The sequence below is a fragment of the Priestia megaterium genome (genome assembly GCF_023824195.1).
In the GTDB taxonomy this organism is placed as follows: Bacteria; Bacillota; Bacilli; order Bacillales; family Bacillaceae_H; genus Priestia; species Priestia megaterium_D.
In genome coordinates this window covers 75,218-91,000 of the sequence record NZ_CP085443.1, presented here as the reverse complement: position 1 = coordinate 91,000, position 15,783 = coordinate 75,218, and the positions used below count along the sequence as shown (strand labels likewise).

The following is a 15,783-nucleotide window of genomic DNA, read 5'->3' as shown; positions in this document are numbered from 1 at the left end:
GCTTTTTTTAGACGAGTTAGCCTAAAGAGTCTTCTCACAAGTTAGTAAGCCGGCAGGAAAACTACGGGAGCTCACACCATCTGAATTACAAGCCAATTTACATTCTTCTACATGTCCAGGATATTTCTTATGTAAAATAAAACATCAAATATCGCCCTTTAGTTAGCTTCCCAGACATCTTGGGCAATTTGAATTACATGTTTAATTTTATTCCATTGCTCCTCTTCTGTTAATTCATTTCCTTCTTCTGTACTTGCAAAGCCACATTGAGGACTCAATGACAAGTTTTCCAGAGGAATATATTCGCTTGCTTCTTTTATTTTTTGCTTAATAATCTCAGCTTCTTCTAATGTAGGGAACTTAGATGTTACTAATCCTAATACAACGGTTTGGTTGTTACGTGTAAAGCTTTTTAACGGTCCAAAATCTCCTGAACGGTTATCATCATATTCAAGGAAAAGTCCATCTACATGTAAGTTAGCAAAGATTGCATCAGATATAGTTTCGTAGCCGCCACTTGTGATATACGTAGACCTGAAGTTTCCACGACAAATATGCATCGTAATGAGCATATCTTCAGGCTTTTTAGAAATAGCATCATTTAAGCAACTTACTCGCGTATCAATAATGTCCTTTACGTCCATACCAAGCTTCTCAACAACTGCATCTATACGTTCTTCAGAAATAAAATCAATCCAAGAAGTATCATCTAATTGTAGGTAACGGCAGCCTGCATCATAAAAAGATTGAATGGCTTTTTGATAAGCAGCTACAGTATCATGATAAAACTGCGTTCTGTTTCCGTTGTAATATGTATCTTCTTGAATTCGAGTAAATAACATGTTGGGGCTTGGAATTGAGAATTTAGCGACTTGGCTTCCATCACCATACTGTTCGACAACTTCTTTTAAAAACGTGAAGTGTTCCAGCATATAATGATGATTGAAGTCTATTTTACCTACTACCTTAATCGCTTTATTTTTTGTTTTTGCGCCTTTGAATTGGCTGATATATTCTGTTTCAAACTCCTCTACGCCTTCTAATCCTGATAAGAAGTCCAAATGCCACCAAGAACGTCTAAATTCACCATCAGTGATGGATTTAAGCCCCACCTCAATTTGTTTCTGGACAAGTTTTTCAATTTCTTTGTCCTCTACAGATTTTAAATCGTCCTTATTGATTTTCCCATTCGCATACGCTTCTCTTGCTTCTTTAAGGGGAGTTGTTCGTAAAAAGCTGCCTACGTGATCAGCTTTAAATGGAGCTTTCACTAATGTCTTCATCATGGTATTGTTTCCTTCTTTCTGTTCAAAATAAAAAACCTCTTCTTAAAAATAAGAAGAGGTTAATAATCGTTATGAGCTCTCTTCTTATCTTCAAGCAAATTGCTACTGGAATTGGCACAGTACCTTAACAGTCTGTTGCCGAGGCTTCCTTGGGCCAGTCCCTCCACCTCTCGAGATAAGAATATTTAATTTAATTAACTAGGAAAAAGGTTACACTTGTTTTCTTAACTTGCCAATAAAAAGATTGAAAAATCAGAAATAAAACACCTTTTATCTCACAACTTACTCATTACCTAATGCAGTAAGAGTTCTTCTTTATTTTTTGTTGGACAGGTAAGTTTACTGCAGTAGCTACATTGTAGTATCTAAAGAATTACCACTTGATTACTAATCAGTATCTATTTCAGTACCGTTGCCACGTTAATACACGTTGTGGACGTACAGTTTTAATTAGCCACTTTTCCTTTGTTAATCCGGATTACACGTTATCTTTCCATATCTCAATGCATCATAGATAGCTCGCCCATCACTGAAACTCGTTTCTGAATATTCAAAGGGTAAGAGCGAGAAAACAATATAATAAATAGAGAAATAAACAAATTGGTAAGAAAAGAGATTCTTTGAGAGAACACCCAACATAATTAAACCATACACAAGAAGGATAGACGCTAAATTAGCTATGGTACCTCCAGCATAAACACAAGCATGAGTAAACCGGTTATCATATTTTAATTTTTCGTAAATACAAAAGGAGTGCAAAAAATAAATAGATTTTATTTTAATTTTTTTCCACCTAAAAATCGTTCTCCCTTGTCCAATGGTAAAATCGACCCTTCCTCCTAAAATAATAGCCATAAGTGAGTGCCCCAGTTGGTGAATAACAGACACAAGTGGAATGACAATTAAAAAAGAAAATAATAATTTCGGCATATCACTCCATCCAAACATACCTGTCTCCCCTTCATCCTAAAATAATCTTACATTTGATATTCCACATTTTCGTCTATCAAAACCGGTAATTTTATGAGGGTTGTATAAGAGAATGGTGCTTTCCTATGCTTTGTGTTTATGATTTCCATTAGGTTAAGTAAATAATTAAACCGGACTTTCTTTACAATAAAAAGAGCTACCTCCAAATAGAAAAAGGTAGCTTACTCTACTCAAGAAAAAAATTACATACGTTAATCGGGTTAAAACAATTTAAGTATTTTAACATGATAAAAATATAAATAAAACGCTTTCATCTTTTTGTTCTATTCACTTACTTCCTTTGTTACAATGAAATTATAGGGATTAGAGTAGAAGGGTAGATGGGAGATATGAGTACAAATCTATTGATAACTTTAGGGGTTATATTTCTGACAACAGTAGCTATCGCTATTTTAATTAAGATTCCGGAAGAAGATTAAACGACACTATAAAATAAAAAGCACCTCATTCTATTGGCATTGGAGAGTGAGGTGACTTTTTTTGATTTTGAGTTATACTTTGCGAAAGTATAAGAAAGGTTAGGTCTACTAGTAATTATAACATATTAATTGAAAGGTTGTCATACAGATCTTGTTATAGAGGAACAACTCTGTCATTCACATACAAGGATGCTCCTTAGCAGGGTTCATACGTAAACAATGTATGAGAGAACACAAGTTCAACATATCCCCCCTATGAATATGATTTTTTTCAGAAAAAGCCTATATATAAGGAAAGATTTTATACATCTTTCAATCATCTGAGAGGAAAAATTCGTTATATCAACGATGTATAAAGAGCTGCATAAAACAGAAATCTGTAGCCTTATCGAAACCCTTGCCCACCAAGGGTTCTTTTTGTTGGTCTGTTCCGGAAAAATGTTTTATGGTAACTAGGAATATGGGGGATATACAATTTGAGAATAGAAAAAAACTATTGGCAGTAACCAATAGTTTTTTTTGTAACGTATTTAGAAATTAGTCATGATGCTTTCATACATCTTGAATAGTTTTCTCAAGCTATCAGCAACTTATTTGTTAAAAAGAAAAACCTACTGATAGGGAATACATCAGTAGGTTTTCGCTATGGATTCTTACGCTTTACGTACGTTTGTCGCTTGTGGGCCACGTTGCCCTTGTTCAATATCAAAAGTCACTTCTTCACCCTCATCCAAGGACTTAAAACCTTCCCCTTGAATAGCTGAGAAGTGAACAAACACATCTTCTCCACTTTCACGCTCGATGAATCCAAAGCCTTTTTCAGCATTAAACCATTTCACTTTACCATGTTCCATTTTTACTTCCTCCCACAATATAGAAAATAAACCAGATGATGATTAAATCTAGCTTACTTATTATATTATCTGAATGAAGGTATTTTAAACTTAAATTATTATATTGATTAATTCTACAAAATTATTCTTTCCGTTATACAGCTGAATGATAGTGATACTGATATCGTCCCTTACTCCTATTAATTGACGACAGAACATACGTTTGGTAAAATATAGACAATCACTTGTATCAGACTATCTTTCGCTTTCAACATTTATATGCTGAAAGCTATTTTTTTGCTTCGGCTAATTAAAATAAAAAAACTAAAGATTTGATCCTTGCGGCTAGGATTTTTTAAATTTTTTCATTTCAATTTCAGCTGTAGAATTTCACACGATTCTCAACAGGCTGAAATTCTTTCTCGCCTGGTTGTGCAGTTGGGTTACCAAACGGCATTTGAGCAATTAACTTCCAGTTAGAAGGGATATTCCACTCTTTTTTTACTTCTTCATCAATAAGTGGGTTATAGTGCTGCAGTGAGGCTCCTAAACCTTCTGATTCTAACGCAGCCCATATTACTAATTGATGCATACCAGATGCTTGGTTTGACCAGATTGGGAAGTTGTCGGCATAAGAAGGAAACTGTTTTTGAAGACTTTTTACTCCTGCCTTATCTTCAAAGAATAATACAGTCCCGTAACCACTCTTAAATGCATCCATTTTTTGTTGAGTTCCAGTAAAATCTCTATCCCCCACTACTTTTCTCAAAGTATCCGTAGTAATATTCCATAATTCATCATGTGATTTGCCTGTCAATACGACAAGACGTGCCGTTTGTGAGTTAAATGCAGATGGAGTGTGTTTTACAGCAAACTCTACAATTTCTTTAATTCTTTCATCAGATACTTGTACATCTTTATTGATTCCATAATAAGAGCGTCTTTCTTTTAAAACAGAATAAAAATCTTTTGACATTATGATAATTCCCCCTGTAATGTAGTGTGCCGGAATTAAACTTTTTGAGGAAACCTATACGTCACTTCCTTGTATAGTTCCTTTCTTTTCCTGCTTTTTATACTCTTTTATTATTTTCAAGTGATTCGCCCATATAATATGTAAAAATAACAATTTTTCAATCTGAATATAACCTAAATTGAAGTTCTTAGAAAGATCCGTTAATTGTACTTTTTTCTCATTATTTATAAAAGACGAATTCTTGGCTATTAATTCTACGTATTGATGAAAGATTCCTTTAAAAATATAGTCTTTATTAGTTAGAATTACGTTTGAAAGCCGACTATCTGCTAGACTGTCTTATCTCTTTCTATAAAGTGTTTTATGATAAATAAACGTTTATAACGAATACGGTTTTATAGTGGTATATGCTCCACGGCGTCTTTATGCAGATTTCTTATAACCTACATTATGTAAACTATCTCTGTATTTCATATACAGCTTAAAAACAGAAAAACCACTGGACCTAATCAGTGGCTTTTCTGTCCTCGTAAGGAATGGAGAAGTATCTTATGAAGCCCTCACGGCTGTCTCAAAGTGTCAGTTTGCTCAAAATTTTTCTTTATTATTGCCCCGAGTTTTGATTTTTTTTAGCTTCTGCTTGAGCGTTTTGTTGCTTTACTGCTTGTACATCCGTTTCACTAGCAAATTCTGTTCCAAATTTGTTAGATGCAGATGCAGCATTTTGGTGTTTTACTTTTGCAGCGTTTGTTCCTGCAGAAGTTTTGTTTGATTGTTGGTTATTAGTCATTACAATCACCTCCATAAAAATTAATGTTCCCGAAGGGGTCATAACTATTCTAAAAAGCTTTTAAGGAGTAGTTGATCACTGATAATTTTCATTATGTTAACTAAACATGCATACTATATACAGGCTGAAAACAGAAAAAACTACCTTATACGAGTAAGATAGTTCTTCTGGTGAATGCTCTAAATAGATGTATTTGACACATTATAGTGTCTTGTGTAATTTGCTCAAGTTATCAATAACTTATCCCCAACAAAGAAAGACCTCCTAGATTTAAGGAAGTATCAAGGTACTCTTTCTTAAGAATTTCTTTTACTATCTCATTTTATCGGTGCTCCCGGAGCATAATAGTATGGAGGGACTTTAAGCCATCCTCGTCTTTTCACAAGTTCTTTTAGGGTTGCTCCAAACGTCATATATTCCTGCAAATATTCCATCCATATCAAAGTAACATCATTGCGTGCGGATTGAATGATTGCATTTGCACAATAGGTAATTAAAATAACCATTTTAATATTAAGACTGTTTGCAAGTTCATCATCCGTTAACTTGACCCCCAATGGAACATCGCTTGGGTTAGACTGCGGCTTGGATTCACTTAAGGGTGGAATAGGAACTCCCTCTGATAACATAAAGGCAATAATTCGTTCTTTCTGTGATTTGAACATCTTAACTGCTTCATGGAAAGCTTTTCTTAATTCGGGATCCGTTGTACTGTTAATTCCTGCTTCAGTCTGTACTTGTGTCTCACCCACTAACGCTAAAAATATCCAACATCCCATCGCCTCGCCAATGTGAAGAGGCGTTTTGTTCTCATCTTTAACAAAAGACTGAACTACACTTTTCAAGGCTTGCAAAAGATCAGGCACATACTTCACCTTCCTTTCTTTTTTTACTTTCCCCTAACGAGGATTTCTAATGCACAGAAGACTTTTTAGTGCAACACTTATTAGAAAACGGGCTGATTGTTGAGCATGTTAGGGTGAAAAAACGCGCAATATATAACAGAAAAATAGTATAAAAACAAATTATATGAAATATTAAATTTCATTGGTATCTCTCTTTACAAATATAGCATTCAGGCGTATAGTACCTAACATACATATATGACCTTGCTATTTTTATACCTTTTATCGCTTAATCCACTAGGGAGTGGGGGACCCAGTTTTATGTGCACTTGCACTTGGGGTGAATCCTTCTAAAAGAAGATAGGGCTACTCTAAAGGCCCGAACCCGACAGCTAACCTCATCAGCGTTTGAAGAGAAGGTTTGCTTTTATTTGTCCTGGAAAGAACACTAAGCAGAACCTTAGTGTTCTTTTTTGTGTTTTTTTTCTGAGATAGGGAATGATGAGAGTAAACTAATATAGGTAAATGGCATAGGTTGCAGGAGGAGTTTAGATGAGCTATTCATCCATAAAACGTTTATTAATTGGGAGGCCACTTAAATCAAAAGAGCTAGGTGAACAAAAGTTAAATAAGATCAAGGCCTTAGCTATTCTTTCATCCGATGCACTTTCGTCCGTGGCATATGGCCCAGAGCAGGTTTTAATCGTACTTGCTACCATTGGAATGATCGCATTTTGGTATTCAATACCTATCGGTATTGGTGTACTTATTCTTTTAACAGCCCTTATCCTTTCTTACCGACAAATTATTTATGCCTATCCAGAAGGGGGTGGCGCTTATGTTGTATCTAAACATAACCTTGGAGAGAATGCAGGGCTTATTGCTGGAGGATCTCTATTAGTAGACTATATCTTAACCGTATCTGTAAGTATTTCGTCTGGAACAGATGCACTAACGTCGGCTTTTCCTCTTTTACATGATTATAAGGTCATTATTGCTTGTTTATTAGTTATCCTTATTATGATTTTAAACTTGAGAGGGGTAACAGAATCAGCTTCTGCTTTAGCATATCCTGTTTATTTATTTGTTCTTGCATTGGTTCTTTTAATAGGAGTAGGCATATGGAAAGTAGCCACTGGTCAGGTCTCTCCTGACGTTCATCCGGCTATTGGAACTGCAGTTCCGGGAATCAGCTTATTTTTACTGCTACGAGCTTTTTCTTCAGGGTGTTCAGCCCTTACAGGTGTAGAAGCTATTTCAAATGCTGTAACAAACTTTAGACAACCGGCTGCAAGAAATGCTGTACGTACGCTTGTTGCAATGGGCATTATTTTGGCTATTTTGTTTTCAGGTGTCATGTTCTTGGCTTATTGGTTTGGAATTGCACCTAAAGCAGAGGAGACGGTTGTTTCGCAACTCGCTTCCCAAGTGTTGGGACGTAATGGTTTCTATTATTTTGTTCAAGGTACCACAGCTTTAATTTTAGTGTTGGCTGCTAATACAGGCTTTTCAGCCTTTCCTTTACTAGCTGTTAATTTAGCTGTAGATAAGTATATCCCTCGTATGTTTACGATACGTGGTGATCGTTTAGGCTATTCAAATGGAATTGTGACCCTTGGAATTGCCTCTATTGCACTCATCATAGCGTTTCAAGGCAATACAGAACGGTTAATTCCTTTATATGCCGTTGGAGTATTCATTCCATTTACGCTATCTCAAACAGGTATGATTGTAAAATGGGTAAAAGAAAAGCCAGCTGGCTGGCAGGGAAAGTTAGTGACCAATTTTATAGGAGCTTTTATTAGTTTCACAGTACTGATTATTTTCTTTACAACAAAATTCTCACAAGTATGGGCTGTTTTAATCTTCTTACCTCTTATCGTCTATCTGTTCCACCGTATTAAGAACCATTATGTAGAGGTGGGAAAGCAACTTCGTATCAAGCCAGGAGATAAAGAAGCATTAGCATTAGAAGGAAATGTAGTCATTATACCAGTTGCAGGCTTAACAAGGGCTGTCGAGAATTCAATCAACTATGCAAAAATTATTGGAGACACAGTTATTGCGGTCCATGTGGCATTTGACCGTGAAAGTGAAAAGAGAATGGAAGAGATATGGAACGAACGATATCCTAATATACGCTTAGTTACATTCTACTCACAATATCGAAGCTTAGTCGGACCTCTTTTACGCTTTATTGATCGTGTAGAAGAGCGAGCTGATGATAGCCATATGGCTGTCACTGTTTTAATTCCACAATTTATCACAAGAAAAAGCTGGCATAACGCGTTGCATAACCAATCAAGCTTATTACTAAGGGCTCACCTTCTTTATCGGAAAAATGTCATTGTAACCACATTGCCTTATAAATTTAAAAAATAGAGTGAATAAAAAGCCCATTTACTTAATAAGTCAATGGGCTTTATCTTTCCTATATGAATTGTTAGTCTACCTAACGCGTTTTTTAATTTTTGATTCAGGTTTGATTAGTAGAGAAGATAAAAATTCATAAATAATTGCAAATACCAAGGGCTGTTTACTCTCCTTCAGTTTGTATTTTATTTAGCTCGGATGTAACCATAAAAACAAAGGTTTAAAAATGATTTTTATTACATCGATCAATTGAGAAGATTGCATAGTAACATCATACAGATAGATTATAATAAAAAAAGGATATTTCACATAGTCCTATTTTTAAAAAGTTAGTAAAAATTTTTTCCTCTATTCAAAATGTCTTTGATCTTAATTGTAAATAGTTATAGCTTAGTATGGTTTCGTTCAAAATGACGTAATTCCTTTCCTGTTCATAACGTTATAAGTTTACAAATAAAAAGCCCTTATCATAGTAGAAATAGGGCTTTTTAGCATGGGATTTCCGATAATTGGTTTTATGGCAACTAGGGATATATGGCTATATACATTTATAAAACAAAACAACCTACTGCTCCTGTACAGTAGGTTGTTTTGTTGGGAATACGAATATGGTTTTAGTGGTAGATACCTCACGGCGTCTTGGGTAGTTTGCTCAATTTAATACACTTTATTCCTATACAACATATCCATTGCTTTTTCTAAAAGTAAAATATCTTCTTTAATTATTACTTTCATATCGTCAAGATCAAGTTGAATATATTCTTCTTTTAAACGTTCTAATTCCCTTACGAACAGGGATCCAGTATAGTACCCGTAATTTATCACCAATGCATATCTCCTTTGTGTGCTATTAATATACTTAATTCCCTTTTATCTAGATTAACAACCAATAAAAGGAAGATTTCAAAAAAATAATCCTTTGCTGATATATGCAAAGGATTTTCAAATTTATTGGAATAGGGGGAATACATTAATAGTCTGGCCAGATTTATAGATTCATATACATACAACTTCAAAAATTTTAGGTTTGTATACTATTTAAATCTACATTTAGTACAAGAAACAATGTGTGTAATAAAAATGCTTTAATGTCCTTTTCTGCAGAGCTTCTCTAGATATATATTTACTTATCAAATCTACGTCTATTATATGTGATAACCGTAACAACAAGTGATATGATTACCCAAACAATTAGGATTAATAAGCTTTTACCTATATTACCAGAATTATTACTCTTGCTTATATTCATAGCAATTTGATTAAATTGTTCACTAGGTAGAAAATCAATAACTTTGGCGAAGATTTTATTATCAATAGTTTCTTTTAAAACAGATCCCATTCCTAATAAAGTTAGAACTGGCATACCTAACTATATTTACGTTTAGGATACAGTTCTACAGAATGCACTTTAAGCAGTGTATTAATTACACTGCTTAAGCATCATAATGGATTATTAAACTGATTACTGCTGAAGTAGCTTCTTAATTATCTCTTCTGGAATTCCTGTTAATCCTGCTATTTCAGTAGGATTCATTCCTTTTTCAGTCATACTCAATACCACTGTTCTCAGAGCTTTTGTCTCTCCTTGGTTTTCTGCTCTTCTTAACGCGGATTTTTCATCTAACAAAGCTTTCCGTCGAGCTTCATATGCTAGTATGACTTCAGGATCCTGACTTACACGTTCCCATTCATCCATTGCTTTTTTTAATACTTGATCTTCTTGCATCACAATCTCCTCCAATACATGAGTGATTTTTTCATCTTCGGATGCTTCAAGTAATAATAACCATAGTACGAGTTGATCCTCTCGAGGGTCAACCTCTTTGTTACGCCACTTAATCAATAACTTAGGTAGCTCCATGAAATGGATTTCGAGCATATCTGTTAAGAGTACTTTTTGTTCTCTTTCATATAACTGAAAGGTCGAATGATAATCATGGATATGAGATAAGTAACGGAAGTTGACAATGTTAATGGTAACGCTAGGCGATTTTAGGCGTGATCAACAAGGAGACTTATCAGTATGTAAACAAAAAAGCGACCTTATTGGCCGCCGTGATACTACTCGCTATCCCTGAATAAATTAAGAGAAAGTTGCTCGGACCTTTTTCTATGGTAATAAGCGTTTTTAACTCGTTTTACTCGCTCTCTATTTTTAACGTAATAATCTCGGTCGCGATCAGAAACGCAAACTCTGCAGTATGGCCCAAGTTGACCGAATCCATCGCTTTTATAATGATAGTTCTTTGCGTGTTTTAATTCGCGGCATTTACGGCAAGTCTTAGCGACAACTTGGCCGTCAGCGTCTGTGAAGTATACGAATCCTCGCGGCTTTGTTCTTTCGTCATATTCCTGCGCCAGTAGTTCTTCTCGTAGACTCATATTCGCTCACCTCCTCGGTCGCTATAATATTGCTACTGATTCTCTTTTATTATACAAATTAATTCCTCTCGATACCAGTCAGCAAATACATTGCCTTCTTCACGTATAACAGTTTCATCTCCTGCAGAAGCTTGGATTGACTCAACTTTATCTAAGCCAATCAACCCTTCTAACTCTTCCGTTGTTAAATTTGCTAAACTGTCTCTCTAATTGTCACATTTAGAGTCTTACAACAAGTGTAAAACGAAAAGATTTTTACGCTGGGAAGTGCGCGACCTATAACGTCTGCAGGAAAAACGAAAACAGTAGAAAAAATGACCGTGCGGAAATTAGGCGAGGTAACAAAGGGGGCCAGTCCCGAAGGCCTGACCGTCTAGTTGAATTTTTATAGTGCAAAAGCAAAAGGCTGAGGTCTAACTGCTTACTATAACTTAGAAGAATACCTGAAGAAATTTGTAGCCCATTACTTTTATAAATAAGTTCTCTAGAAGTCACTATCCATATTTTTAATCAAACCTTAAGGTTATTTTCTATATAAAGGCAGAAATTCTTTTAGTTAGAAGGAATATTTCCTTCATGAAGAATAACACTCGATAAGTGGAGGAAACTACTTAAGATGCTATGAAGCGTCCATTTGAAAATCCTCATTGTTGCGAGTTGACAACATATATCACGGAAAGCTACTGATAAAGAATCAGTAGCTTTTCTTGTCTTTTTAATATGTATTTTATAGAGATTTAGCCCTTTTTGTATATAAATTCCATTATTATACATAATAATAAAAAATATAATTTCTTAAAAGGGGCTTTCGATAGTGAATAGAGAACAAGTCATTGAAGTTTATCAAGATGTTCTAGACAAGAGACGAAAACGATTTCCTAATTATTTCTTTGTAGGTAAGGAAGGAAAAAAATATATGCGCTATATGACATGTTATTTACTTGAGCAACACTTATCGATCCCCATCGATGAAATCCCTTTTCAAGTAGGCGCCAATACATTATGGTCTCATCGTCTCAGACCCCCTGCTATGCTATATGGATGGAATTATTATGAAGTTATTGATAATGCCTATCCAGGAAAATTTAAACCTTGGCAATTCCAACAAACTCCTGATAAATATTGGAACGGAGAAGAAGGGAAAAGGCGAGCTATTGAAGCAGTAAAATATGTAATAGAGGAAAAATTGAGACTCCCTATGGAAGAAATCCCTTTTAAGGTTAATTTCCATTTTTTTAAACAACATGGTCTAGGCGGACCCTTTACCCTTTTAGGCTACTCTCCTTTTCAAATAGTTGAAGCAATTTATCCTGGTGTCTTTAGGCCTTGGCAATTTGCTCATGTTCCTATGAATTGTTGGAAAAATGAAGAATATATTCGAGAGGCTATGAACAATTTTTTATTCAAACAGCTTCATTTCTCTTCTTATGAGGAGGCTTTCCTCAAATTAAAAGGAAGTGATTTCACCGATTTTCAGTTAACTGGTCTCTTTCAAATGGCGTTTGATTCCAGAATGAACAACGTGAAGGAATGGATAAAAAACCAACTAACAAATATAGACAATGAATTATACTATGTGGAACTTGATTAATAAAAGTACCGATTGAAACGAATAACCTGATCTAAATTACCATTATGTCCATTTCCTATTTTTAAAAATAATGATTGCTGAGTATATGGTTACTTGCTTTGATTTTTCTTTTTTATAAAAAGATATAAAGATTCAGCAAAAAAAAGAAAAAGAAGAAAAAAGAGTACAAATAATTCGGCAACCTCCATCACCCGAAAAGGACTCACGGCGTTGTACAATGCCTGAGAAACATCAAACCCTTGAAAAATGTCAATGCCTAAAGAAAAGCCCATTAAGCATCCCATCATTAAAAGACTAATACCTATGATTTTCATATCTATCACGCTCCATTTAATAGGTTCTTCTCTTTCTTCTATGATGATACATAAATATTTTTTGTTAATTTTTACATAAAAAACTCATATATGGTTAAAGTAATAAAAACTTAAAGAAGGGTGCTTAAATCTATGCCTTCGTTTTTTAAAGATCGCAAACCAAAAAAGAAACGACAACAGAATGACGAAAATAAAACTACTGATCATCCAATAGAACTGATACAAGTTTCATTATCGGGCAACCTTAACATGATTAAACAGAAAACTGGAAATAGTTCAGATGTCGTTATTCGTGAGATAAAAATGGGGGGGAATTCCGACATTAAAACGGCGATTGTCTATGTAGAAGGAATTGTAGACAATCAGTCGATTCAAGAGTATCTACTGCAATCTATGATGAAGGATGATCATAAAGAAGAAATAAATCAACACAATGCGATAGACCTGCTTTCTAAAGATATAATGACAATTGGAAACATATCTTCCATCACTAATTTGGATGATTTATTTGCATCTTTAATGGCAGGCGATACTCTTATTTTAGTGGATGGAGTAGATCAGGCGCTGAGTGCTAGCACCAAAGGTGGAGAAAAGCGCTCCATTGCGGAATCTACTACCCAAATGGTGGTGCGAGGGCCAAAAGGAGCATTTACCGAGTCTCTTGGGACCAATACAGCTATGGTACGCCGCATCATTAAGACCCCCGATTTATGGATGGAGTCTTTAAAAGTTGGACGTGCGACAAAGACAGATGTGACGCTTATGTACATAAATGGCATTGCCAATGATAAAGTCGTTAAAGAAATTCGTCAACGATTACATCGCATTGATATAGATAGCATTTTGGAATCAGGTTATATTGAACAACTAATAGAGGATCAAACATTCACCCCTTTTCCAACTATCTACAATACGGAAAGACCTGATGTTGTAGCTGGAAACTTGTTAGAAGGGCGGATTGCTATATTTGTGGATGGGACCCCTTTTGTACTCATTGCGCCAGCTGTATTTATGCAATTTTTCCAATCGGCTGAAGATTATTATGCCCGGTTCGACATTGCAACCTCGATTCGTCTTTTACGTATTTTTATGTTTATGATTTCGCTTATTGCGCCTGCTACCTATGTCGCCGTTACAACCTTCCACCAGGAAATGGTGCCCACAACGCTGATTGTAGCCATTGCGGCACAAAGGGAAGCTGTTCCTTTCCCAGCATTTGTGGAAGCTCTTCTCATGGAACTAACCTTTGAAATCTTACGAGAAGCAGGGATACGCTTACCCAAAGCCATTGGTTCAGCCGTATCCATTGTCGGGGCCCTCGTAATTGGCCAAGCAGCTGTTCAAGCAAGTATTGTGTCACCAGCAATGGTTATCATTGTATCGATCACAGCCATTGCTAGTTTTGCCACACCTTCTTTTGATATGGCGATTTCAGCTCGCTTAATTCGTTTTTTGTTTATGATTGGTGCAGCAACATTTGGTTTCTACGGCATCATTTTGTGTCTTTTAATGATGGTTGTCCATCTATGCAGCTTACGTTCATTTGGAGTACCCTATATGGCCCCATTTGCTCCCTTCATCCCCGTAAATAATGGAGATACTATCGTAAGATTACCGTGGTGGACGCTGAGACAAAGACCTCGATTAATTACTGCTAATACGGTTCGAGAAGGAGCAAATCAATACCCACATCCTCCTGCATCTCGTGGTATGGTAAATCGGGACCTTGAAGAAGGTGACAACAATGAAGCGTAAGGGATTTTTTCTTTTGTTGATGATGACGATAACCATCTTGCTCACAAGTTGTTGGAGTAAAAAGGAGTTAACTGACCTTGCCATCGTGGCAGCTCTGGGCGTCGATAAAACAAAAGATGGAAGATATCACATAACGCTCCAAATTATTAATCCAGGGAATGTGGCAGGAGGTATGCAAGGAGGTGGTGGTGGTACCCAGAGCCCTCCTATTACCATTTATTCAGCTTCAGGAGACAATGTAGTCGAAGCAAGTAGACGGGCTTCGGGCAGAATTTCTCGACGATTGTATTATGCTCATACAAACTTGGTCGTGGTTGGTGAAAAACTGGCCAAAGAAGAAGGAATTAATACATTAGTGGATGCGTTTGATCGAGATCCAGAATTTCGAAATACTTCCACCCTCGTGATTGCCAACCATTCGTCCGCAGCTGACCTTGTGAAAACGTTAACACCAGTTGATAAGATTCCAGCGAATAAAGTGCTAAAAACCTTAGAATTTACGGAAAGAAAATGGGGAGAGAATGTAAAAACATCGCTTCAAGAGGTGATGAAGAGCCTTGAATCTCCCGGAAGAGGAACTGTCGTATCAGGATTTCGTCTAGATGGGAATCCCCAGCAAGCACAAAAGCTGGATAACCTTCAAGAAAGTGCACCTGGAGCGACACTTCGAGCTTCGGGAATTGCTGTCTTAAAACAGGGAAAACTAGTAGATTGGCTGTATGGAAAACCAGCAAGAGGAACGGTATGGATTCTCGACAAAATCCAAGGAACGGATATTAATATTGATTGGAAAGGAAGAAAAGAAGCAATTGCTTATCAAACTGTACGACAAAAAACAAGTGTGTCTGCTCAAGTGAAGAATGGGCAACCTCATATTTCTGTTCATACACGTGTTGAAGGAGATATCGGTGACATGGAGGTACCTGTTGATATCACCAATCCAAAGGTCATTACAAAAATCGAACAATCGGTGAGGAAAGAAATTAAAAAAGAGCTAAAGACAGCTATTGAACGTGCGCAAAAAAACAAAACGGATATCTTGGGGTTTGGCGAAGTGGTTCACCGTACTAGACCAAATCAATTTAAGAAATTAAAAATGGAATGGAATGATGTGTACTTTCCGAAGTTAGATGTAGATATTACAGTGGAAGCCTATGTACGTCGCGCTGGCTTACGAAACAAGTCATTTCTTTCAGGAATAAAAGAGAATCAAAAGTAAGAAAAAGGAG

At 35.9% G+C, this 15,783-nt stretch carries 15 protein-coding genes and 2 riboswitches; of the genes, 4 read left to right on the top strand and 11 right to left on the bottom strand.

What is annotated here, in order from left to right:
* Positions 1-158: 158 nt before the first annotated feature.
* From LIS78_RS27310 to LIS78_RS27285, 6 genes are all read right to left on the bottom strand, one after another.
* Complete coding sequence (locus LIS78_RS27310) at positions 159-1,286, bottom strand: 5-methyltetrahydropteroyltriglutamate--homocysteine S-methyltransferase (protein WP_252285373.1); 1,128 nt, start codon at positions 1,284-1,286, stop codon at positions 159-161.
* A gap of 81 nt (positions 1,287-1,367) precedes the next feature.
* Positions 1,368-1,468, bottom strand: a riboswitch (SAM riboswitch).
* Between the two features lie 286 nt (positions 1,469-1,754).
* Positions 1,755-2,234 carry a site-2 protease family protein gene (locus LIS78_RS27305; protein WP_209151843.1) on the bottom strand — a complete coding sequence of 160 codons (480 nt, stop codon included), beginning with the start codon at positions 2,232-2,234 and terminating at the stop codon, positions 1,755-1,757.
* Positions 2,235-3,348: 1,114 nt separating this feature from the next.
* Positions 3,349-3,549: a cold-shock protein gene (locus LIS78_RS27300; protein ID WP_209151845.1), complete on the bottom strand. Its 201-nt coding sequence runs from the start codon at positions 3,547-3,549 to the stop codon at positions 3,349-3,351.
* Between the two features lie 355 nt (positions 3,550-3,904).
* On the bottom strand, positions 3,905-4,504 hold the full coding sequence (locus LIS78_RS27295) for a nitroreductase family protein (RefSeq protein WP_209151847.1): 600 nt from the start codon (positions 4,502-4,504) through the stop codon (positions 3,905-3,907).
* A gap of 604 nt (positions 4,505-5,108) precedes the next feature.
* Positions 5,109-5,309, bottom strand: coding sequence for a gamma-type small acid-soluble spore protein (locus LIS78_RS27290; RefSeq protein WP_209151849.1), 201 nt, complete (start codon positions 5,307-5,309; stop codon positions 5,109-5,111).
* 302 nt (positions 5,310-5,611) lie between these two features.
* A complete protein-coding gene (locus LIS78_RS27285; RefSeq protein ID WP_252285438.1) occupies positions 5,612-6,160 on the bottom strand; it encodes a DUF3231 family protein in 549 nt (182 codons plus the stop codon).
* Positions 6,161-6,415: 255 nt separating this feature from the next.
* A riboswitch (cyclic di-AMP (ydaO/yuaA leader) is annotated at positions 6,416-6,562 on the top strand.
* A 129-nt stretch (positions 6,563-6,691) separates the two neighbouring features.
* Between LIS78_RS27285 and LIS78_RS27280 the strand changes: the two genes are divergently transcribed.
* Positions 6,692-8,521 carry an APC family permease gene (locus tag LIS78_RS27280; RefSeq protein ID WP_209151853.1) on the top strand — a complete coding sequence of 610 codons (1,830 nt, stop codon included), beginning with the start codon at positions 6,692-6,694 and terminating at the stop codon, positions 8,519-8,521.
* Between the two features lie 648 nt (positions 8,522-9,169).
* Here LIS78_RS27280 and LIS78_RS27275 read toward each other — a convergent pair.
* The 4 genes from LIS78_RS27275 to LIS78_RS31535 form a co-directional block, all read right to left on the bottom strand.
* Positions 9,170-9,337 carry a hypothetical protein gene (locus tag LIS78_RS27275; protein ID WP_209151855.1) on the bottom strand — a complete coding sequence of 56 codons (168 nt, stop codon included), beginning with the start codon at positions 9,335-9,337 and terminating at the stop codon, positions 9,170-9,172.
* 637 nt (positions 9,338-9,974) lie between these two features.
* Entirely contained in the window at positions 9,975-10,454 is a 480-nt protein-coding gene (locus LIS78_RS27270; protein ID WP_245210741.1) for an Rpn family recombination-promoting nuclease/putative transposase, read from the bottom strand.
* A gap of 119 nt (positions 10,455-10,573) precedes the next feature.
* A complete protein-coding gene (locus LIS78_RS27265) occupies positions 10,574-10,894 on the bottom strand; it encodes a hypothetical protein (protein WP_209151857.1) in 321 nt (106 codons plus the stop codon).
* A 32-nt stretch (positions 10,895-10,926) separates the two neighbouring features.
* Positions 10,927-11,058, bottom strand: a complete 132-nt coding sequence (locus LIS78_RS31535; RefSeq protein ID WP_280640329.1) for a hypothetical protein — start codon at positions 11,056-11,058, stop codon at positions 10,927-10,929.
* Between the two features lie 650 nt (positions 11,059-11,708).
* Here LIS78_RS31535 and LIS78_RS27260 point away from each other — a divergent pair.
* Positions 11,709-12,485: a DUF4046 domain-containing protein gene (locus LIS78_RS27260; RefSeq protein WP_209151859.1), complete on the top strand. Its 777-nt coding sequence runs from the start codon at positions 11,709-11,711 to the stop codon at positions 12,483-12,485.
* A gap of 89 nt (positions 12,486-12,574) precedes the next feature.
* Here the strand turns inward: LIS78_RS27260 and LIS78_RS27255 are convergent, their stop codons facing one another.
* The gene (locus LIS78_RS27255; protein WP_209151861.1) at positions 12,575-12,799 is read right to left on the bottom strand and encodes a YczF family membrane protein; all 225 of its coding nucleotides are present in this window, start codon (positions 12,797-12,799) and stop codon (positions 12,575-12,577) included.
* 132 nt (positions 12,800-12,931) lie between these two features.
* Between LIS78_RS27255 and LIS78_RS27250 the strand changes: the two genes are divergently transcribed.
* Both LIS78_RS27250 and LIS78_RS27245 read left to right on the top strand, forming a co-directional pair.
* A complete protein-coding gene (locus LIS78_RS27250) occupies positions 12,932-14,554 on the top strand; it encodes a spore germination protein (RefSeq protein ID WP_252285437.1) in 1,623 nt (540 codons plus the stop codon).
* Positions 14,544-15,773: a Ger(x)C family spore germination protein gene (locus LIS78_RS27245; RefSeq protein WP_209151866.1), complete on the top strand. Its 1,230-nt coding sequence runs from the start codon at positions 14,544-14,546 to the stop codon at positions 15,771-15,773. Before LIS78_RS27250 ends, LIS78_RS27245 begins: the two co-directional genes overlap by 11 nt.
* Positions 15,774-15,783: the final 10 nt, after the last annotated feature.